At 70.1% G+C, this 19,849-nt stretch carries 14 protein-coding genes; 9 read left to right on the top strand and 5 right to left on the bottom strand.

The genetic code is table 11. The annotated features are described in order from the left end of the window. The first annotated feature begins 157 nt into the window (after positions 1–157). A complete protein-coding gene (locus VF106_RS18630; protein WP_330841014.1) occupies positions 158–577 on the top strand; it encodes a ribonuclease domain-containing protein in 420 nt (139 codons plus the stop codon). 51 nt (positions 578–628) lie between these two features. Here VF106_RS18630 and VF106_RS18625 read toward each other — a convergent pair whose 3' ends face one another. Beyond that, positions 629–2,056, bottom strand: a complete 1,428-nt coding sequence (locus tag VF106_RS18625; protein WP_330841013.1) for an amidohydrolase family protein — start codon at positions 2,054–2,056, stop codon at positions 629–631. A gap of 142 nt (positions 2,057–2,198) precedes the next feature. Between VF106_RS18625 and VF106_RS18620 the strand changes: the two genes are divergently transcribed. Beyond that, the gene (locus VF106_RS18620) at positions 2,199–4,766 is read left to right on the top strand and encodes a tetratricopeptide repeat protein (RefSeq protein WP_330841012.1); all 2,568 of its coding nucleotides are present in this window, start codon (positions 2,199–2,201) and stop codon (positions 4,764–4,766) included. Here VF106_RS18620 and VF106_RS18615 read toward each other — a convergent pair. Both VF106_RS18615 and VF106_RS18610 read right to left on the bottom strand, forming a co-directional pair. Next, positions 4,749–5,936, bottom strand: a complete 1,188-nt coding sequence (locus tag VF106_RS18615; RefSeq protein WP_330841011.1) for a fumarylacetoacetate hydrolase family protein — start codon at positions 5,934–5,936, stop codon at positions 4,749–4,751. The genes VF106_RS18620 and VF106_RS18615 overlap by 18 nt on opposite strands. Before the next feature lie 33 nt (positions 5,937–5,969). Then, positions 5,970–6,938: a helix-turn-helix domain-containing protein gene (locus tag VF106_RS18610; protein WP_330841010.1), complete on the bottom strand. Its 969-nt coding sequence runs from the start codon at positions 6,936–6,938 to the stop codon at positions 5,970–5,972. A gap of 125 nt (positions 6,939–7,063) precedes the next feature. Between VF106_RS18610 and VF106_RS18605 the strand changes: the two genes are divergently transcribed. From VF106_RS18605 to VF106_RS18580, 6 genes are all read left to right on the top strand, one after another. Continuing rightward, the gene (locus VF106_RS18605; RefSeq protein ID WP_330841009.1) at positions 7,064–10,927 is read left to right on the top strand and encodes a S8 family peptidase; all 3,864 of its coding nucleotides are present in this window, start codon (positions 7,064–7,066) and stop codon (positions 10,925–10,927) included. Between the two features lie 71 nt (positions 10,928–10,998). Further along, positions 10,999–11,403, top strand: a complete 405-nt coding sequence (locus VF106_RS18600) for a hypothetical protein (RefSeq protein WP_330841008.1) — start codon at positions 10,999–11,001, stop codon at positions 11,401–11,403. 162 nt (positions 11,404–11,565) lie between these two features. Next, on the top strand, positions 11,566–12,678 hold the full coding sequence (locus VF106_RS18595) for a sensor histidine kinase (RefSeq protein ID WP_330841007.1): 1,113 nt from the start codon (positions 11,566–11,568) through the stop codon (positions 12,676–12,678). Beyond that, a complete protein-coding gene (locus VF106_RS18590) occupies positions 12,675–13,361 on the top strand; it encodes a response regulator (protein ID WP_330841006.1) in 687 nt (228 codons plus the stop codon). Before VF106_RS18595 ends, VF106_RS18590 begins: the two co-directional genes overlap by 4 nt. 64 nt (positions 13,362–13,425) lie before the next feature. After that, complete coding sequence (locus VF106_RS18585; RefSeq protein WP_330841005.1) at positions 13,426–14,046, top strand: DUF2306 domain-containing protein; 621 nt, start codon at positions 13,426–13,428, stop codon at positions 14,044–14,046. Continuing rightward, positions 14,043–15,017 (top strand): NAD(P)-dependent alcohol dehydrogenase, encoded by a 975-nt coding sequence (locus VF106_RS18580; protein ID WP_330841004.1) that lies wholly within the window; start codon positions 14,043–14,045, stop codon positions 15,015–15,017. Before VF106_RS18585 ends, VF106_RS18580 begins: the two co-directional genes overlap by 4 nt. Here VF106_RS18580 and VF106_RS18575 read toward each other — a convergent pair. Continuing rightward, positions 15,004–17,310 carry an alpha-L-fucosidase gene (locus VF106_RS18575; RefSeq protein ID WP_330841003.1) on the bottom strand — a complete coding sequence of 769 codons (2,307 nt, stop codon included), beginning with the start codon at positions 17,308–17,310 and terminating at the stop codon, positions 15,004–15,006. The genes VF106_RS18580 and VF106_RS18575 overlap by 14 nt on opposite strands. 106 nt (positions 17,311–17,416) lie before the next feature. Between VF106_RS18575 and VF106_RS18570 the strand changes: the two genes are divergently transcribed. Next, the gene (locus VF106_RS18570; protein WP_330841002.1) at positions 17,417–17,824 is read left to right on the top strand and encodes a hypothetical protein; all 408 of its coding nucleotides are present in this window, start codon (positions 17,417–17,419) and stop codon (positions 17,822–17,824) included. On the opposite strand, the gene VF106_RS18565 is transcribed toward VF106_RS18570, so the two are convergent. Beyond that, positions 17,769–19,757, bottom strand: coding sequence for an alpha/beta hydrolase (locus VF106_RS18565; protein ID WP_330841001.1), 1,989 nt, complete (start codon positions 19,755–19,757; stop codon positions 17,769–17,771). The genes VF106_RS18570 and VF106_RS18565 overlap by 56 nt on opposite strands. Positions 19,758–19,849 lie beyond the last annotated feature (92 nt).

Below are 19,849 nucleotides of genomic sequence, written 5' to 3'. Positions count from 1 at the left end.
GGCACCTCCGGAGTGGATCAGTCACCGGAGTACCCCACGGCCAGGCCGTTCTCACTTCCCCAAAAGTTCACCGACTCTTGACGATCTCGGTGACGATCTGCCAGGAACAGAAGGTCACGATCAGTCGGGTAAGTCCTCACCCTGCCTAGGAGGTCCCGTGCGTACCCTGCAGCGCGCCCAACTTCCCTGGACGAAGCGATTCGTCCTGACACTCGCCGCCGTCGCGAGCATGCTCGGCATGTCGCTGGTCGCCGTACCAGCGGCCGACGCGACCGTCTACAGCTCCTGCACCATCTCCAGGTGCTCCGCCGCCCGCTCGGCGAACAGCACCTGGAACTCGATGGGCTACCCCGGCACCCGCGGCTGGTACAACTGGCCGAACGGCCAGTGCAACTTCGCGGGCGGCCGGTTCTACAACAACGAAGGACAGCTGCCCGCCAACCACACCTACCGCGAGTTCGACGTCTACCCCCGCTCGTGCGGCGCCTCGCGTGACGCCTACCGGATCGTCGTCGACCTGACCAACGGCGTCGTCTACTTCTCCCCTAACCACTACACCGACTTCTACCGGCTGTAAGTGACAAGGCGGCGACCGGCGGTCGAGCGACAACCGCCGGCCGCCGCCGTTTCATCGCCCGAGCAGTTCGCGCAGGCGATCCGCCGCCGCCTGTGCTTCTGTGATGGCGCGGTCGACGTCGCCGAGCACCTGGCCACCGCGTTTGCGCGCGACGCCGGCCACGAACACCCACTCGACATTCGCCGGTTGAGCGTTGAACACGAGCTGGCTGACCCAGTCCACCCTCGGCGCGAAGTTCGTCTCCTGTGGATCGACGATCTGGATGTCGGCCTGCTTGCCAGGGGTGAGCGAGCCGATCTCCGCGTCGAGGCCTAGTGCCTCAGCGCCGCCAAGGGTGGCCATCCGCAGCGCGTCGGACGGCTGTGGGTAGCGGGTCGGGTCCGCTGCCGTGGCTCGTTGTAGGCCAACGGCCGCGCGCATGTCGTTGAACATGTCGTTCGTGTCGTTGGTGCCGCCGTCCAGTCCGAGCCCGACCTTCATGTTCCGCGCCCGCATGTCCGGCAGCCGGATCACGCCGGACGCGAGGCGCATGTTGGACAGCGGGTTGTGCGCCACCCGGACGTCGGCCGCGGCCAGCTCGTCCAGTTCCGCGTCGGTCAGGTAGATCGCGTGGTCGACCAGCAGCCCCGGGCGGATCGCACCGGCGCGGCGCAGCGCGTCCATCTGCCCGGTGGCCGGGTCCGCCCGCGACTCGTGCAGGTGGACGTTCAGCGGCACCCCCAGCTCCCGTGCCAGCTGCTCGGACGCGGCCAGGTTCTCGTAGTTCTCCGTCGTCGGGTGTGAGCCGATCTGCAGGTTCGCGAGCGGGTTCTGGTCGATCACCTCGCGCTTGACCCGGCGCACCTCGTCCAGCGTCGCCGGGTTCGCGTTGGCAGCGTAGGAGAACACGAACCGCACGCCCGAGTCCGCCAGTGCCCGGAGGTTGCCGCGCGCGAAGTCGGCGTTGAACGCGTGCGACCAGTCGGTCATCGTCGTGACCCCGGTGTTCACCGCGTCCAGGGTGGACAGGCGGGCGCCCGCGTAGGCGTCCTGGGCGGTGACCGGCGCGCCGTACAGCGGCAGCACGCAGCCGCCGAGCCACCCGTTCAGCTCCTTGTCGGTCGCGCACCCGCGGATCAGCGACTGCCAGGCATGCGTGTGCAGGTCGACGAACCCCGGCAGCACGATCTTGCCGCGGCCGTCGATGACCTTGGCGCCGGCGACCGACCTGCCCGCGCCGCGACCGACCGCCCTGATGCGGTCACCGTCCAGCACCACGTCGGCGTTCTCGATCAACCCGAGATCACCGGTGCCGAGGGTGGGATCCATCGTGACCACCAGCGCGGCGTTGCGGACCACCACCCGTCCGGTGCCGTCGAACCTTTGACCGGCCGGTGCGGGCGTGGCGTCCCGGCCGACGCCGACCAGGACCGAAACACCGAGCACGAGCGCGATCGTCAGCACGAACAGTTCAAAGACACGACGCCGTCGACGCGGCATGACCAATCCCCCCTAGTTCATGATCCTCATGGCCATTGTGCCTGGCGAGTCCGACGGCCGGTAGCGGCCCAGTGACTGAAAAAGGACTTGACCAAATGGTCACATCTGTTAACGAGCAATATGCAACTCACGACAATCTGTCGTGGGGTTGTTCTCTGGCGCGAAGGTTCGCCGTGGGGTGGAGGCGGCGTCGGCAGCGTTCGATCAGGGCGATTACCAGCGGGCGATCAGTCTCGGTGAGCAGGCCGCCGAACTCGCCGTGCGGCATCGACGGCACGCCGACCAGGGGTGGGCGGACCTCGTGGTCTACCGCGCGCACTTCGCGCTCGGCGATCTCGACGCGGCCGAGCGGGCGCTCGACGCGGTTCGGGCCGCGACCGGCCGGGACCGCTCGGCGGGACGGCCGCTTCTGCAGTGGCACGTCGAGCACAACCAGGCCCTGCTGCACGACCTGGCGATGCGTGTCCCGGACGCGATGCTGGCCTTCGAGCGGGCGGTGGTGATCGCCGAGCGAGCATCGCGGACCCCCGCGATCATGGCGTCCGGCGAGGCGTCGGCCGTGGCCCGCTACCGCCGGCAGTCGCTGCTCGGCATCGCCGACCTGCTGGGCCGCACCGGCAAGGTCGCCGACGCCATCCGCGTGAACGAGGACGTGGTCAACTCGGCGTGGCGGGACCGGGACGGGCCGGTGGCGCTGGCCGCGCTCACGGACCGCGCGTGGCTGCACCGGATCGTTGGCGAGGACACCGAGGCCGCGCGCTGTGTCGCGACGGCCATGGACTCGTTCGGGGAACTGGACTTCAGCACGACGCACCGGGTCGCGGCGGCGACCGCGATGATCCGGGTCGCCGTCGAGGCCGCCCGGCTCCAGGCCGCGGCCGGCAACGCGGAAGGGCTCGACGAGGGCTTCGCGGAGGGCCGTGAGATGGCCGAACAGGCCGGCTCGCCCGAGCTGCTCGCCGAGGTGCTGGCCGCGGAGGCCGAGATCGCGCTCTCGTTCGGCCGGACGGAACGCGCGCTGGAGGTCACCGACACGCTGCGGTCGATCGAGAGCACGAACGAGCTGATGGCCGCCCGGTCCCTGCAGAACCACGCGCAGGCACTCGTCGCGAACGGCCGGCTGGCCGAGGCACACGAAGGCCTCGTCGAGGTGGTCCCGCTGTGCCACGAGCTGGCACAACCCGTCTCCGCGTTCCACATGTCGCTGCTGGCGGCGTGGGTGGCCGGTGAGCTCGGCAAGGCGGACGACGCGGTCGCGCTGGTGCGGGACGCGGTGCGCGGGTACGGGACGATCAGCGCGGCGGTCGGCGCCAGCACGGTCCGCGGCCGGTTCCTCGCCGGCAACGCCGACCAGCGTGCCCGCTGCCTGACGATCACCACGAGCGCGGCGAGGGCCGGGGTGTCGCGGTCCGGGCTGGTGGCGCTGGAGGTGGCCGAGACCTGGCGCGAGGACACGTGCGCGGCCACGCTGCGGGCCAACCACACGTCCCTGCCCGACGACCTGCACGAGCTGGTGACCCGCATCGACGCGCTGCGTGCCGCGATCGCGCACCCGCAGCCGGCCACGACGCTGCCCGACCAGCCCGACATGCACGCCCACGGCCGGGCCCAGCTCGAGCCGCGGCTCGACGACCTGCGCGGCCGGCTGGCGCGTGCCGTGAACGAGGGCTTCGCCCGCCAGTACGTGCCGGGGCCGGTCGACGGCGACCGGATCGTCGAGGCCTGCGGCGACCGACCCATGGTGTCGCTGACCGCGACCGACGGCGAGGACGGCGGCAGCGTGTGCGGGCACACGGTGTGGTCCGTGCCTGGCGAGCCGGTGTCGGTGCGCCGGTTCGAGCTGTCCCCGGCGGCGTCCGACCTGGTGCGGCAGCTGCACACCGGCCGGACGGGCCGTGACCCCGGCGAGCGGACGGCGTTCGCGCAGACGTGGCTGGACGTGCGGGACGAGCTGACGGACCTGCTGCTCCCGGCCCGGCTGCGTGACTGGCTCGCCACACACGAGACCGAACTGCTCGCGTGCGCGGACGGCGTGGTGCGCAACGTGCCCGTCGCTGCGCTGCTGGTGAGCGAGCACGAGGTGGTCGCCGACCGCGCCGTGGTGAACCGGTTCCCGTTGCTGCGCCTGGTGACCGAGCACGCCGAACGGCCACACCGGCACGGCCCGGTGCGCGTGGTCGGCGCGTTCGACCCGACGCTGTCCGGCTCGCTCCGCGAGCAGAAGACGTTGTGGGAACTGCACGACAGCGAACAGGTGTGGCTGGCCGAGGTGACGGACCCGGAGGAGCTGGTCGCGACGCTCGTCGGGCAGGAGTACGACCTGCTGGTGCTGTCCACGCGCGGCTCCGGCGCCGGTCTGGACTACCGGTTCCACCTGCCGGACGGTGACCTCACGCTGCCCTCGCTGCTCGGTGCCCGGCTACCGAGGGACGTGGTGGCCCCCGCGTGCTACTCGGACGCGGACGCCGACGCGACGGGCGCGCTCGCACTGCTCCTGTCGTCCGGAGCGTCCAATGTGGTCACCGGCTCGTGGACACTGCCCGACCACTGGACCGGCTCGCTGCTGTCGCATGTGTACCGGGCACTCGACGGCGTCACCCCGCTGCCGGACCTGCTCAACCAGGCACAGCGTGCGGCGCACCCACGTCTTGGCGCGGTGAACCCGCTGTCGTGGGCGGGTTTGGTCAGCACGTCACTGGTCGTCCCGTAGCAGGCCACGGCCCGCGAGGTTGCGGAACAGCGCCGCGACACCGAACCGCCACGGCTCGCACCTGTCGCTCGGGCGGATGCGGTTCACCAGCGTCCCCAGCTTCGGTGTGCTGATCGCGACGACGTCGTCCGTGTGGTGGGTGAAGCCCTGGCCCGGCGCGTCCCGGTCCTCGATGGGGGCGAACATCGTGCCCAGGTAGAGCACCGCGCCGTCCGGGTACTGGTGGGTCGGGTTGACCAGCTGGGCCACCAGGTCCGCCGGGTCGCGGCTGATCTCACGCATGGACGACGTGCCGTCCAGGTGGTGGGTGTCCGTGCCGTCGACCGTGAGCGTCACGGTGGCGGCGCGGACGTCGTCGAGGCCGAAGTCCGCGTCGAACAAGCGAAGGAAGGGACCGAGCGCGGCGGAGGCGTTGTTGTCCTTGGCTTTCGGCAGCAGCAGCGCGGAGCGGCCCTCGATGTCCCGCAGGTTCACGTCGTTGCCCAGGGTCGCGCCGACGATCCGGCCGTCGGAAGCGATGGCCAGCACCACCTCGGGTTCCGGGTTGTTCCACCGTGAGTCCGGGTGCACGCCCGCGTCCGTCGCGGTGCCGACCGTGGACAGGACCGGCGCCTTGGTGAAGATCTCCGCGTCCGGCCCGATGCCGACCTCCAGGTACTGGCTCCAGAATCCTTGTGCCACAAGCATTCGCTTGACCTCGGCCGCCTCCGGCGACCCGGGCCGCAGCGTGGCCAGATCCCCACCGACGAGCGCGACGATCTCGGCCCGCACGTCCGCCGCCCCGGCCGCGTCGCCGCCCGTGCGCTCCTCGATCACCCGTTCCAACATGGACACCGCGAACGTGACCCCGGCCGCCTTGACCACCTGCAGGTCGACCGGCGACAGCAACCACGGGCGTGCCGGGTCACGGTGGTCGACCGGGGTGTTGGCGAGCAACGCGGCCAACTCCCCCACGAACGTCCCGTCCGCCGCTCGCAACGCCGTGGCCGGCTCGGTGGTCTCACACAGGTCCCGCACGGTCGCGAACGTGGCCGTGACGTCGTACACCCCGTCAGGCCGAACCACGACAACCGCCGGACCACCGACCGAAGGCAACCAGACACGACCGACGAGCGCCCCAGAGGCACCGTCCTCGGGCAGGGTCAGTTCAGCGGCGGGAGGAAAAGTCATGCCTACTTTGTAGCGTCCCGGCCGCGGTGGCGCTCAGACCCAGCCTCGGTCCTTCGCGGCCAGGCCCAGTTGGAAGCGGGTCACCACGTTGAGTTCTCGCATGAGGTCGTGGATTCGGCGTTGGACCGTGCGGAGGCCGACCTCCAGTGCGCGGGCGATGCTCTCGTCGGTCAGGCCCGCGGCGAGGAGGCCCAGCAGGTTTCTCGTCTCGTCGTCCGGGGAGGCGGGGGAACGGGAGGCGGCCGGCTCGCGGACCGGGGTGGCGCGGCGCCATTCGGACTCGAACAGTGCGATCACCGCGTCCAGCAGGGTCGACTGGTGCACGACGAACGCCGCGTCGATCGTGTACGTGTCGCCGCGCATGGGGAGCAGGGCGCTGGTGTCGTCGGCGATCCACACCTTCAGTGGGGCGGCCGTGACCGCGCGGGCCTGTTCGCCTCGGCGTACGGAACCCAGGACCTCCTCGAACTTCTCCGGCATCGCCAGCACCTCCCGGTCGTAGATGACGCGGTAGGAGATGCCGTCCGCCATGCGGCGCTGTTCGTCGGCCGTGTTGGCGTACGGGTCGGTCATGAGGTGCGGTGGCTTGTCGATGCCGCGGATCCTGGTCTTCGCGCTCTCCTGCAGGGCCCGCACCCGGCTGAGGATGTTGTTGGCGCCGGTGACGACCTCGACCTGCTCCGCCGGGTGCGTGTACCGGGACGCGCGGCGGAACTGGTGGGTCAGCTCGTGTACGGCCGTTCGGACCTGGTGCAGTTCCTCCTCCCGTCTGCCGACCAGCGGCTGGAGCGCGATGTCCGGTGGGACCGCGAGGTAGCTCGACCGCCGGCCCGGCAGCCGGCTGGCCATGCCCTGACGCACGAACAACGCGAGCGCGCGGGCGGCCTGCGCGGTCGAGACACCGCAGTGCAGAGCCAGTTCCGCCGCCGAGGAACGAGGGTGCTGGATCAGCGTGACGTACAGCCGACTCTCCACCTCGGACAGTCCAATCGGCTCAAGCAACGCGTCCTCCTCGTGGCGGGATCCCGCCACGTGGCGGGTATTGGCCCTGTCGGCGTACTTGCGCTAACGATCAAGACAGCCCCAAGGTTAGCCCGAACTCCCCTTCCCCCCTTCGGGAGCACGCCTTGCGATTGTTCCGCCTCCTCGCCGTCCCGGTCATCGCGGTCGCCGCCGTGGCCACCGCGCCATCGGCCGCTGCCGCGCCACAGCCCGTCGCGCCGGCCGCCGTCACCGCGACCGCGCCAGCCACGATCACGCTGATCACCGGCGACCGGGTGACCGTGTCGACCGACTCCGCCGGCCGGACCTCCGTCGACGTGACGCCGCGGCCCGGCGGCGAGTCGCTCACCTACTCCACCCAGCAGGGAGACGACGGGTACTTCCTGTTCCCGTCCGACGCCGCGCCGCTCGTCGCGTCCGGTGTGCTGGACCGTCAGCTGTTCAACGTCAACTACCTGGCGGAGAACGGCTACGCGGACAACGCGACCGCGGCCGTGCCGGTCATCGTCCAGTACGGACAGGGCCTGAAGGCAAGCGCTGTCCCCGGCACGATCGGCGCGCAGAGCCTGCCCAGCATCAACGGCGCGGCCCTCGACGTGGCCAAGGACCAGGTCGGTGCGTTCTGGGCGGACCTGAGTGGCACACAGACCGCACGCGCCGGCGGTGTGCGCAAGGTGTGGCTGGACGCGAAGGTCGAGGCGCTCGACGACGTCAGCAACGCGCAGATCGGCGCGCCGGAGGCATGGGCGGCCGGCCACGACGGCACCGGCGCCACCGTCGGCATCATCGACACCGGCGTGGACGGCGCGCACCCCGACCTGGCCAACAGGATCGTCGAGGCACGCAACTTCGTCGAGCCGGGCTTTCCCGGTGGCGGTGCGCCGGAGGACGTGACCGACCGGCACGGCCACGGCACCCACGTGGCGTCCACGGTCGCCGGCAGCGGCGCCGCTTCCGCCGGCCGGTACAAGGGTGTCGCTCCCGGTGCGGATCTGGTGATCGCGAAGGCGCTCGACGACAACGGCAACGGCACCATGTCCGCGATCATCGCGGCCATGGAGTGGGAGGCGTCGCGGAAGGTCGACGTCATCAGCATGAGCCTCGGCGCAGGCCCCACCGACGGCACGGATCCGCTCAGCACGGCCGTGAACGAGCTCACCGCCCAGTACGGCACGCTGTTCGTCATCGCCGCCGGCAACTTCGGCCCCGGCGGGTTCACCGTGGCGGCCCCGGGTGCGGCCACCTCGGCGCTCACCGTGGGCGCGGTCGACGCCAACGACAAGATCGCCGACTTCTCCAGCCGCGGCCCGCGCATCGGCGACCTGGCGATCAAGCCCGAGATCACCGCGCCCGGCGTGGGGATCATCGCCGCCCGCGCCACCGGCACGACCATGGGCCGCCCACTGGACGACAGGTACACGGCCGCGTCCGGCACGTCGATGGCCACACCGCACGTCGCGGCCGCCGCCGGGATCATCGCCGCGGCACACCAGGACTGGACGCCGGAGCAGCTCAAGGCCGCGCTGGTCGGCACCACGAAGGACGTCGGTCTCAGCGCGTACGAGCAGGGTGCCGGTCGCCTCGACCTCGCCCGCGCGGCGAAGCAAACCGTGGTCGACGACGTCAGCACGATCTTCACGAAGGTCACCCACCCGTACGACGGGCAGGCGGTGACGAAGACCGTGACCTACCGCAACACCGGGACGACCCCGGTCGCGCTGGACCTGTCGGTGACGATGGCGCACGACGGGACCCCGGCACCGGCGGGGATGGCGACGGTCAGCACGCCGTCCGTGACGGTCGAGCCGGGCGCGACCACGACCGTGGACCTCACGCTCGACCCCACGGTCGCCGCCCCCGGCTGGTACGACGGCCGGCTCACCGCGAGAGACGGGACCAACCACCTGGCGGTGCCCATCGCCCTGTGGCTGCAGGCGGAACAGGACACCGTGCGTCTCCAGCTCATCGGCGACCCGAGCTGGACGTCGATGTTCGCCACCTACGTCGACACCACCCTGCTGTCCGACACCGACCCCAGGTTCGCCGGTGAGCCCAACACGAAGCTCCTGGTGTGGCGCGCCACCGACAAGCCGAACGTCCGTGAGGCCACGGTTTCGCTGGCACGCGGTGGCACCTACTCGTTGACCACGTCGCTGTTCTGGAGCAAGGCCGACCGGGAAACCCAGTACGGCCAGGTGGTCGAGCCGGAGCTCACCGTCGACGGTGACCGCACGGTCGTGCTCGACGCGACGAAGCTCGCGCGGGTGAACGTCTCGACCGAGCAGCCGTCGGAAACCGCTATGGCCAGCTACTTCTACTACCAGTCGAGCGCCGCGGGCCAGCTCTACACCGGCGGCTCGGTCGTCAGCTACCCGGCCATCGCGCGCGGAGGCTACTGGATCTCGCCGACGAAGAAGGCGCCGAGCATCGGCGATCTGGGCTTCATCAGCGACGAGACCAGGATCGCGCCGCAGGTGACGCTCACCGCGCCCGGCCTGAACGTCCATCCCCAGTACGTCACCGACCGGCTCGACATCCTGCCGAAGTTCAGCGAGGACCGCAGGGTCGGGTTCGCGACCGAGCAGGACCTGCGTGCCGGCAAGGACGTCCGGGGCAAGCTCGTGTACCTCACCCCGACACCGCTCGCGACCTTCCTGTCCGATGTGGACCTCGCGGTCGCGCACGGCGCGGCCGGGCTGCTGACGAACAACCACCTGGCGTGGGTCATGACCGGCGAGATGTACGCCGAGCACATGAAGATCCCGCTGCTGTGGGTGAACAACGCCGAGAACGCGCAGCTGGTGGCCAAGCTGCCGAGGTCGGCCGCGCTGCACGCGGAGCTCGGGAACCCCTACGAGTACAAGGCGGTGCACTACCTCCACGACCGCATCCCCGCCAAGATCGACATCCGGATGCGGGACCGGGACCTCGCCAGGGTCGACACGACCTACCACGCCCGGTTCGCGCCGATGCAGGGCCGGTGGGGTCCGGTCCCGTCGTTCACCGAGGTCCAGCACACCTTCGTCCCCGGTCAGGTCCTGAGCGTGCGGGGCGTCCACACGTTCACCGCGCCGGGAAGCCGCGTCGAGTACTACACCGTGCAGGACGACGTGCTGTGGAACCGTTCCTACCGGTTCGGCGACGCCGTCACGGGCGGCGACCGGAACGCCATGTCGTGGCGTGGTTTCACCCGCGGCACACGGGAGACCGAGGACTGGAACGAGACGGTCGTGCCGATACAGACGCTCGCCGGGCCTGCCCTGCCCGGGACCGGTCAGGCACAGGTCATCTGCGACAACTGCCGCCAGGGCGACCGCCTGCGGCTGCGCTCGCTCGGCTCGGCCGGCTTCGCCCACTTCGCCGACGCCGACCCGAGCCACCAGTACGCGGCCGACCTCGGTGCGACGGAGGAGATCCGCCTGTACCGGGACGGCACGGAGCTGACACCCGCGTACGACGTCTTCGGTCTGCCGTACTACGACGTGCCGGAGAAGACGGCCACCTATCGGCTGACCGATGTCTACAAGAGTGCCTTCTCCGGTGAGCACGGCGGGAAGACCGTCACCACGGACTGGACGTTCCGTTCCGGCCGCCCGGCCAGCGGGACCGTCACCGACCCGTACGCCTGCATCGACTCGGCGCTGTTCAACGACAAGCGGCCGTGCGCGTGGCAACCGCTGCTCCAGCTGACGCACGACCTCGACGTCGCCGCCGACGACACCGCGCGGGCGGGCCGGCCGTTCACCTTCACCGTCCGGGCACGGGTCGGCGACTCGGTCGTACCACTGCGCGAGGTGAAGGTGTGGATCTCCGCGGACGGCGGCAAGCACTGGACGCGGACCACGGTGAACCGGACGAAGGACAACGCGTACCGGGGTTCCGTGATCAACCCCCGCACCGCGGGCGCCATCACGATCAGGACGGAAGCCACGGATCGGAACGGCAACTCGGTCCGGCAGACCGTCAGCGATGCCTACCTCGTGAGGTAGCCGTGGCCCCTGGGCTGGCGGGGCACCAGCCCAGGGGCATACGGTAGGCGACAACGGGGTACCCGAGGGTCATGAAGCGTGTCACCGCCGTCGTCTCGGCCGCCCTCTGCCTCACTCTCGCGGGTTGCGCACAGGCCGGCAACGACCAGCGGGCCAGGGGAACCACGACGAGCGGGCCGATCCAGGCGGAGTGCGCCGACCTCGAGACCAAGGCCGGCGCACTCGCCGTGGTGGCCAACGGCCTGTCCACCGGCGAAGCGACCGTCAACCAGGTCCGCTCGGCGGGCGCCGACCTGATCGACTCCTTCGCCGACGCAGCCGAGAAGGCGGGCCCGGACCTGGCCCGAACGGGCGACGCGCTGCAGCGGGTGGAGGACGCGCTGACCGCACAACCCGTCGACACGAAAGCCCTACGCGAAGCCACCAACGAAGTCCGCACCACCCTGACCACAGACCCCCCACCCTGCACCCCCTGAACCCCCGCGAGTCGCGTTTTCAGGTACACCGGCGACCCGCGTGTCCAACGCACGTGACCCGCGTGTTCAACGCTCGCGACCCGTGAGTTCAACAATCGGGAGCCGTTCGGATACGTACTTTCGGCTGATCTGAGCCGGTCGGGCGGCTCGTAGGATGGGTCGGTGCTCGAGCTCCTTCGTTCCGTCTGGCGGGAGCCTCGGCCTGCCCCGGCACCGCCGCGGGTGTGGCGGGACTGGGTGTTGGTCGGTGTGCTGGTGCCGGTCGCGCTCCTCGAAGGACTGCTCCGGCCCGATCTGTCGTGGCGGGCACTCTCCGTGATCGTGTCGACCGGCCTGGTCGCGACCCTGCTGTGGCGGCGGTCCCGGCCGCTGCTGATGGTGGTCGTCGGGTTCGGGGTCGCCACGGTGGTGTCGCTGGTGGTGGGTGCGGACTTCCCCAAGCAGAACGTGCTGGTCTTCATGGTGTTGCTGCCGTACTCGCTGTTCCGGTGGGGGTCCGGGCGTGAGGCCGTGCTCGGTGTGGCGGTCATCGCGGGCAAGATCGGCCTGTCCAGCGTTCTGGGTTACCTGACCCCGGGCGACGCGCTCGGCGGGGTCGTCGTGCTGGCCTTCGTCATGGCGCTGGGTGCCGTGTTCCGGTTCCGATCCAGGGCGCGGGTCCGGGAGTTGGACCAGGTGAAGCTGCTCGAGCGGGAACGGCTGGCCCGCGACCTGCACGACACGGTCGCCCACCACGTCTCGGCCATGGCGATCCGGGCACAGGCCGGCATCGCGATGGCCAACTCGGATCCGGACGCGGCGGTCGACGCCCTGCACCTCATCGACGCCGAGGCGGCACGGGCCCTTGACGAGATGCGAGGCATGGTGCGGCTGCTGCGCACCGAGGCCGACCTGTCCCCCGGTCCGCGCGTCGCCGACCTCGAACGGCTCGCCTCCCGCACCCGGCCGCCCATCGACGTCGAGGTCGTCGGGGACGCCGGCGGGCTCCCGTCACCGGTCAGCGCGGCCGTCTTCCGCCTCGCGCAGGAGGCCGTCACCAACGCCCGGCGCCACGCGAAGCACGCGACCCGCATCGAGGTTCGGGTCGTGGTCGACGAGAGCACCGTACGACTGCGGGTGAGCGACGACGGTGACCTGCGCCAGGCCGGGTCGCCGGGGTTCGGGCTCGTCGGCATGATCGAACGCGCCAGCCTGCTCGGCGGCACGTGCGAGGCAGGCCCGAACGCCGGACGGGGCTGGACCGTCACCGCCGTGCTGCCGAGGGCGGCATCGTGACGATCAAGGTGATCGTCGCCGACGACCAGGAGATCGTGCGTACAGGTCTCGCCATGATTCTCGGCGCGCAGCCGGACATCGAGGTCGTGGGGCAGGCCGAGGACGGGCGGCAGGCCGTCGACCTCGCCCGCCGGCTGCGGCCGGACGTGTGCCTGTTCGACATCCGGATGCCCGAGATGGACGGGATCGAGGCGACCCGCCGTCTCGCCGGGCCCGACGTAGATGACCCGCTCGCCGTCGTCGTCATCACCACGTTCGACCTCGACGAGTACGTCTACGCCGCGTTGCGTGCCGGGGCGCGCGGGTTCCTGCTCAAGAACGCGGGCGCCGACATGCTCTCGCAGGCCGTGCACGCCGCCGCGACCGGAGACGCCCTCATCGCGCCCAGTGTCACGGCGCGGCTGCTGGCGACCTTCGCGGGCGCCGAGCCAGCAACCCCGCCGGCGCAACCCGTCGACCCGCTCACCGAACGCGAGGAGCAGATCCTCGCCGCCGTCGCCCGCGGCCGCACCAACAACGAGATCGCCGGCGAGTTCTACATCACGCTCAGCACGGTCAAGTCACACATCACCAGCCTCATGACGAAGCTCGGCGCACGCAACAGGGTCGAGATCGCCATGTGGGCCTACGAGACCAACCGGGTCCGACCTGGCCGAAAGTACGACACCGCGACCGGACCGTAGGACGACGAGGTCGCGGCCCAACTTCCGATGAGCCGCAAGGGTTCCGCGCGGCACGATCATCGCCATGACGACGCGAACCCAGGCCAGACCGCAGTGGCGGGTACCGACCGCGCTCATCCTGCTCAGCGCCGTGCCGGTTGCGGCGGGCACGTTCCGCGTGGCGCAGCTGACCGGAGGCGCACGGATCACGGAGGAGAACGCCCGGTTCTTCGCCGCGCCCGTGCCGGTCGTACTGCACATCGTTGGCGCGACAGTGTTCTGCGTGCTCGGCGCGTTCCAGTTCGTGCCGCGACTGCGGCGCCGCGCGTGGCACCGGGTCGCCGGTCGCGTACTCGTCCCCAGTGGACTCGTCGCGGCACTGGCCGGCCTGTGGCTGACCGTGTTCTTCCCGAACCCCGGCAGCTACCTGCTCAACGGGTCCCGCCTCGTGTTCGGCTCGTTCATGGTCGCCGCGCTCGTCGTGGGGCTGGCGGCGATCCGACGCCGGAATGTCGCCGTCCACCGCGCCTGGATGCGCCGGGGCTACGCGATCGGCCTCGGCGCTGGCACGCAGGCGGTGGTCACGGGGATCTGGTTCGCGGCCGCCGGCACGCCAAGCCAGTTGGCGGGCGACGTGTTGCTGATCGCCGGCTGGGTGATCAACCTCGCCGTCGCGGAATGGCTCAACCTCAAGGAGAAGAGATGAAGGCGATCGTGCAGGACCGGTACGGCGTACTGGAGTTCGGCACCGTGGACACCCCGGTGGCCGGGGACGATGAGGTGCTGGTGGAGGTGCGTGCCGCGTCGGTCAACGCCTGGGACTGGCACGTCATGCGCGGCGACCCGTATCTTTCCCGCCTGATGTTCGGACTCCGCCGTCCCAGGCGGCGGATCCGGGGCAGGGACTTCGCCGGCACGGTGGCGGCGGTCGGGAAGAACGTCACCCGCTTCCGCCCCGGCGACGAGGTGTACGGCGATCTCGGCGCCCTGGAAGGAACGTTCGCCGAGTACGTGTCCGTCCCGGATGGACAGATCGAGCGCAAGCCGGCGAACCTCACCTTCGAGGAGGCGGCCGCGGTGCCGCTCGCCGCGAACACCGCGCTCATGGGGCTGCGTGACGTCGCAGGAGTTCAGCCGGGGCAACGCGTTCTGCTCAACGGCGCGTCGGGCGGCGTCGGCACGTTCGCGCTCCAGCTGGCGAAGTCGTTCGGCGCGACCGTGACCGCCGTGTGCAGCACGCGGAACGTCCAGTTGGTCACCGACCTCGGCGCGGACCACGTCATCGACTACACGCAGCAGGACTTCACCCGCGCCGGCGAGCAGTACGACGTGGTGTTCGACCTGGTGGGCAACCACTCACTGCGTGCGCTCCGGCGAACGGTGGCCCCGGGAGGCATCCTGGTCCTCTCTGGCGGCGGCGTCTCCCGCGGCGGCAGCCTCGTCGGCCCGATGGGTCTGGTGATCAAGGCGGAACTGGTGGCCCGCTTCGCCCGCGACCGCATCGTCCGGCTGACCGAGGCGCCGAGCCGCGAGAACCTGGTGACACTGCGCGAACTCATCGAGTCCGGCAAGGTCACCCCGGTCGTCGACCGCACCTACCCACTGACCGAGACAGCGGCCGCCATCGACTACGTCGAGGTCGAACACGCCCGCGCGAAGGTCGTCATCTCGGTGTGACCTTGAACGTCCAGGCCCACCTGCCGGCCGCGCGGGCGGATTCCGGGACCTCGATCACGAGCTTCCCGCTCTCCATGGTCCACTTCAGACTCTGTCCGTGGCCGAGCATGGTGACCCGGTCGCCCGCGCGGATCGGGACCGGGGCGTCCACCACGACCCGGTCCCCCGGCTGTTCCAGGGAAGTGATGTAGAAGGCCTCGTTCTGCTTCACCATGAAGCGCAGCGGGCCCTGTGCGGCCATGCGGGACCAGTATGTCGTGCCGTAGACGGCCTCGCCGTTGACCTTCAGCCACTCGCCGGTCTCCAGGAGCCTGGTGCGCATGATCTCCGGGATCGAGCCGTCGGCGCGGGGACCGATGTCCAGCAGGAAGTTGCCGTTCTTGCTGGCGACGTCGACCAGGGTGTCCACGACCTCGTCGGCGGTCATGTACATCTCGTCCGGGGTGGCCTGGTTGTAGCCGTAGGAACGCGGGTCGAGGCCACGGCTCGCCTCCCACTTCTTCACCACCGTGTCCGGGTAGGTCGTGTACTCGGGGGTGGTGAAGTCGTGGGTGGGGATGCCGCACCGGTCGTCGACCGTCACGTCCTTCGGGTGCAGGCGGTTCTTGGCCCGGTTGAAGTAGTCCGCGAGGACGGACCGGCTGTCGTTGGCGCCGCCGATGTCACACCAGATCACGTCCGGGTCGTACTGCTGGACGATCTCCCGCATCTGCGGGGCCTGGTAGTCACGCACGAAGTTCCGGCCGGACTCGTAGCCGGTGTACGGGACGGCCGTGCCGGTGTACGGGTTCACCGGGCCGTGGCCCGTCCACGGACCGTCCGGGTTGTACCACTCCGGCATCGAGAAGTAGAGGCCGTTCCTCATCTCCGGCGTGTGCGTGCGGGACGCCTCGAACAGCTCGCCGACCAGGTCCCGTCCCGGGCCGAGGTCGACCGAGTCGCGGCCGGACACCGCCGAGTCGTACAGCGCGAAACCCTCGTGGTGCTTGGAGGTCAGCACGTAGTACTTCGCGCCGGCGGCCTGGAACAGCGTCACCCAGTCCACCGGGTCGTACCGGGACGCGGTGAAGCCGGGGATGAAGTCGTCGTAGTCGAAGTCCTCGCCGTAGGTCTGCGCGTGGTAGGCGTGGACCGCGTTGTTCGGGTCCTCCATCCAGCGCCAGTACCACTCGGCGTACTGCTCGCCCGGCGGTGACCAGGCCGGCACCGAGTAGACGCCCCAGTGGATGAAGATGCCGAACTTGGCGTCGTCGAACCAGTACGGCGACTCGTGCCGGCCGAGGGAGGCGTCGGTCGCCTGGTAGTCCGCGACGCCGAGGGTGAGGCGGACCGGCTGCTCGACACGCAGTCGTTTGCCTTGCGCCACAACCTTTCCGTTGACGATCGTGTCGACGGGGGCGCCGGTGCGGACGATCCCGACCCGCACCCGGGCCTCCTCGCCGGGCGCGAGCCTGCGCACCGCGGCCGGTCGGACGGTCCGCGCGCCGAACACCTCGACGGACACCGACACGCCGTCCCGCTCGGTGATCCACTCGTCGCCGAGGTTCACCACGGTGGCCTCGACCGCCTCGATGTTGTTGCCGGACAGCAGTTTCGTGGTGGACCGCGCACCGAGGACCGCGAGGGCCCTGCCGCTGGCGGCGGGCTGTGCGGTCAGCGCGAACACGTGCAGGCTGGACTGGTTGGGCTGCGCGGGTTTCGTGGTCGGCAGCGTGATGCCGACGGCGTCCCGGCCGGGGTCGAGCCAGATCCGCGCCACGGAGATCGACACCGGGTGCTGGTCGGTGCCTCCCGTTGGGGTGTAACGGAAGGGAGCGGCGATCGCGCCGGATCCGCTGTACCAGTCCGGTCCGCCGAACGCCGCGGTCGTGGTGCCGCCGTCGGCGTAGTGCACGGTCGACTGTCCGGACGCCATGCCGTAGCTACTGGCGACCAGGAGGTGCGCGCTGTGGTACCGACCAGATGGCAGATCGAGCCGCTGCCCCATGGCCACGATGTTGTTGGCCGTTCCCGGTGCGGCGGAAGGGAACGCGTACGGCACGCCGTCCACTGTGACCTGGCCGGACGGCAACGCCTCGGCCGGGAACGTGTAGCCGGAACCGTCGAAGTTCCCGTCCCGCGCCGAGGCGGAGTCGATGCCGTCGTTGTCGAAGGAGCGGTCGATAGGTATGACCACAGACGTGGGCACCGCGGCTGCCGCGGCGAGCGGCCCGGCGGTGGCGGTCGAGGTGATTCCGGTCAGTAGAACGGTCATTGCCAGCAGGGACGGGATCGACCTCGATCGCGTTCGCATACACGCTCCAGCGGGTGCACGGCGGCAGTCATCCGATGTTCGGAACTTTACTCTATGCCACCATCCCCACACGGAACGAAAATCGGCGGCGGAGGTGAGACCCGACATGACCGAACAGCAGAAGGTTTCTATGCCGGGCCGGCTCATCGGCGTACTCGTCGTGCTGGCCATCCAGATGATCGGCAACGGCTTCCTCGGCTGGGTGCTGATCGACGAGCTGAACGAGGACGCCGAGCACGGCAGCTCGATGGACGGCGCCGGTGGGTACTACTTCATCGGGTACCTGTCGGTCGCGATCGCGTTCGTGCTGCTGGTCTGTGCCGTGCTCACCATCAGCCCCCGCGCGTGGGTGCGACCCGTGATCATCACCGTCGAGGCGGTCTCGATCGTCAGTGGTTTGATCAACCTGGTGAACGGCGCGGTGGCGTCGCTGCTCGGGATCGTCATCGCGATCGTCGTCATCTCGACGCTGCTGAGCCAAGAAGTGGTCGACTGGTACCAACAACGGCGCTAGGCCGCTCCCACGCGATGTCGAGGGCGAGAAGAACCAGGTTGGCCGCGGCGGTCGCGCCGGCGATCGTGGTGAGGAGCGCGAGAAGTCCGTCCATGGCGTGGAATCCCAGCCACGCGCCGACGAGCGCGCCGGCCACCGCCGCCACCAGCCCGATGGTACGGACGTTCCTGGCCTGGTCGCGACGCCGCCAGGCCAGGTGGATCCCCAGCCCCACCGGCATACCGACGGATAGCGCCGACGCCAGCTCGTCGTCGAGGGGAACGCTGGGCAGCAACGTCAGGATGACGAGGGCGGCGAGGAACCAGCCACCGAGGCCCAGCACGAGCGGGAACACCGACCGCAGAACCGCGCTCGCCTTCGGCCCGAACCCGCCCTTCTTGCGGACCCGGCGAGCCATCAGCAGCAGCGACAGCACCATGACGAGCGCGAGCCCGGTCATCGTGCCGAGGATGATCTTGGCCAGTGCCGGGTGGGTGACCGACGGCGTGAAGTCGACCTTCGCGGTCCGGTACAGCGAGTGGTCGACCTGGCCGCTGCCGAGGAAGGTGCTGATCAGCCGGTCGCCCGCCTCCGGTTGGGTGGCCCAGAAGTCCGTGGTGTGCCCGAGTTCGGCCAGTATCACCTGGTGACCGTTGGGCAGGAACGGAAGCAGCTCGTTGGTCGCGTTTCGCGCCGGCGCAGAGAAGTCGAGCGTGCCACCGATGAGCAGCGTCTCCACGTCCGAGGTCCGCACGGTGCGGTACTCCGCGTCGTCCGGCGAGGTCGGCCACGCGTCGGCGAACTGCCCGCCGGCCCAGACGAAGGCCGTGCCGGGGTCGTCGAGGATGGAGTCCTGCCGGACATCGGGGAGCGCCCACGCGTCGGCCGTGCCGATCGCGGCGTACTCGCCCCAGACGAACGACCTCGGGAAGATCAGGTCAGCGGCGAGCGAGGCGAACCACAGCCCGCTCGGGTCACCCTCCGCCGCGGAGAGCCAGGAGTCCAGTGTGGCGGGTGCCGGCATCGCCGCGGCCGACGTCGAGTCGACGAGCCCGAAGAAGGCGGCGAGCCGCACGTTGCCCGGCTTGATGTTCAGGACGCCCCAGCTGTCCGGCACGTGTTCCGCCGTCCGGTCCATCGACGCGGCGAGCTCGTCCGTCCTTTTGCGACAGTCAGTGTCCTCGGCGCACAGCCTGGCGTAGCGGCGGATCAGGTCGTCGGTCGTCGCCGGGTCCCACAGGAAATGGCCGGGCGGGTTGACGCCGATCATCACCGACCGGTGGATGCTGTCGGGACGACGCCACGAGTAGATCTGTGCCGTGCGGGTGCCCGTGCTCTCGGCGAGCAGGTCGATGCGGTCGTAGCCGAGCGCCACGCGCGCGGCCTCCAGGTCGTCGACCCGTTGCGTGAGGCTGTACCCGTCCAGGTCGACGCCCTCGGCGGTCAACCGTTTCGCGCAGTCGCGGAAGGCATCGGTGTAGGCGCGGAAGGACTCCTCGCCGAGGAAGTCGGTGGAGTGCCTGAGCGCGGCGGTGACCTCGGGGCAGTCGAGCACCGTCGAACCGTCCACACCGCGGTAGCCGACGAGGACGACGTCGTGGCCGTCGAGAAACCGGTTGGCGGTGGGGAAGTCCAGGTTCGACAGGCCGGGGCCGCCCTCGAGGTGGAAGATCGGTTCGGCCGGCTCGTCGGTCTCCGCGCGGATCTTGACGACGGGTAACGCGATGAGCCGCGAGCCGGGGTCGTTCCGGTTCTCTGGCACCACGAGGGTGCCGCAGTCGGCGGCGTGGTCGCCGTTTTCCGTGGTGTACTCACAGGGTTCGAGCGTCAGGTCGCCTGCTCTGGCCCCGTCTGGCACCGCGACCTCGTCCGGTCCCGACCCGAAGCGCAGGAACACCAGTCCTCCCACGAGGATCGCGATGAGCGCGATGGCAACGACGCGTGTTGGTTTCATGGTGTCGACGCTAGGAAGAGACAGTGCCTCGGCACGTCGTCGCGAGGCTTGATTCGATCTCGGACCGACCGGCGATTTCCCTCTCCTACTCG

Source organism: Actinophytocola sp. (genome assembly GCF_036378875.1).
Taxonomy (GTDB): domain Bacteria; phylum Actinomycetota; class Actinomycetes; order Mycobacteriales; family Pseudonocardiaceae; genus Actinophytocola.
The sequence above is the reverse complement of the archived record's forward strand: the minus strand, read 5'-3'. Positions and strand labels throughout refer to the sequence as shown.

Coding starts and splice junctions, on each gene's coding strand:
- VF106_RS18565 (WP_330841001.1), bottom strand. CDS start 19,757: ATGAAACCAACACGCGTCGTTGCCATCGCGCTCATCGCGATCCTCGTG.
- VF106_RS18575 (WP_330841003.1), bottom strand. CDS start 17,310: ATGCGAACGCGATCGAGGTCGATCCCGTCCCTGCTGGCAATGACCGTT.
- VF106_RS18615 (WP_330841011.1), bottom strand. CDS start 5,936: ATGACTTTTCCTCCCGCCGCTGAACTGACCCTGCCCGAGGACGGTGCC.
- VF106_RS18580 (WP_330841004.1), top strand. CDS start 14,043: ATGAAGGCGATCGTGCAGGACCGGTACGGCGTACTGGAGTTCGGCACC.
- VF106_RS18625 (WP_330841013.1), bottom strand. CDS start 2,056: ATGCCGCGTCGACGGCGTCGTGTCTTTGAACTGTTCGTGCTGACGATC.
- VF106_RS18600 (WP_330841008.1), top strand. CDS start 10,999: ATGAAGCGTGTCACCGCCGTCGTCTCGGCCGCCCTCTGCCTCACTCTC.
- VF106_RS18585 (WP_330841005.1), top strand. CDS start 13,426: ATGACGACGCGAACCCAGGCCAGACCGCAGTGGCGGGTACCGACCGCG.
- VF106_RS18570 (WP_330841002.1), top strand. CDS start 17,417: ATGACCGAACAGCAGAAGGTTTCTATGCCGGGCCGGCTCATCGGCGTA.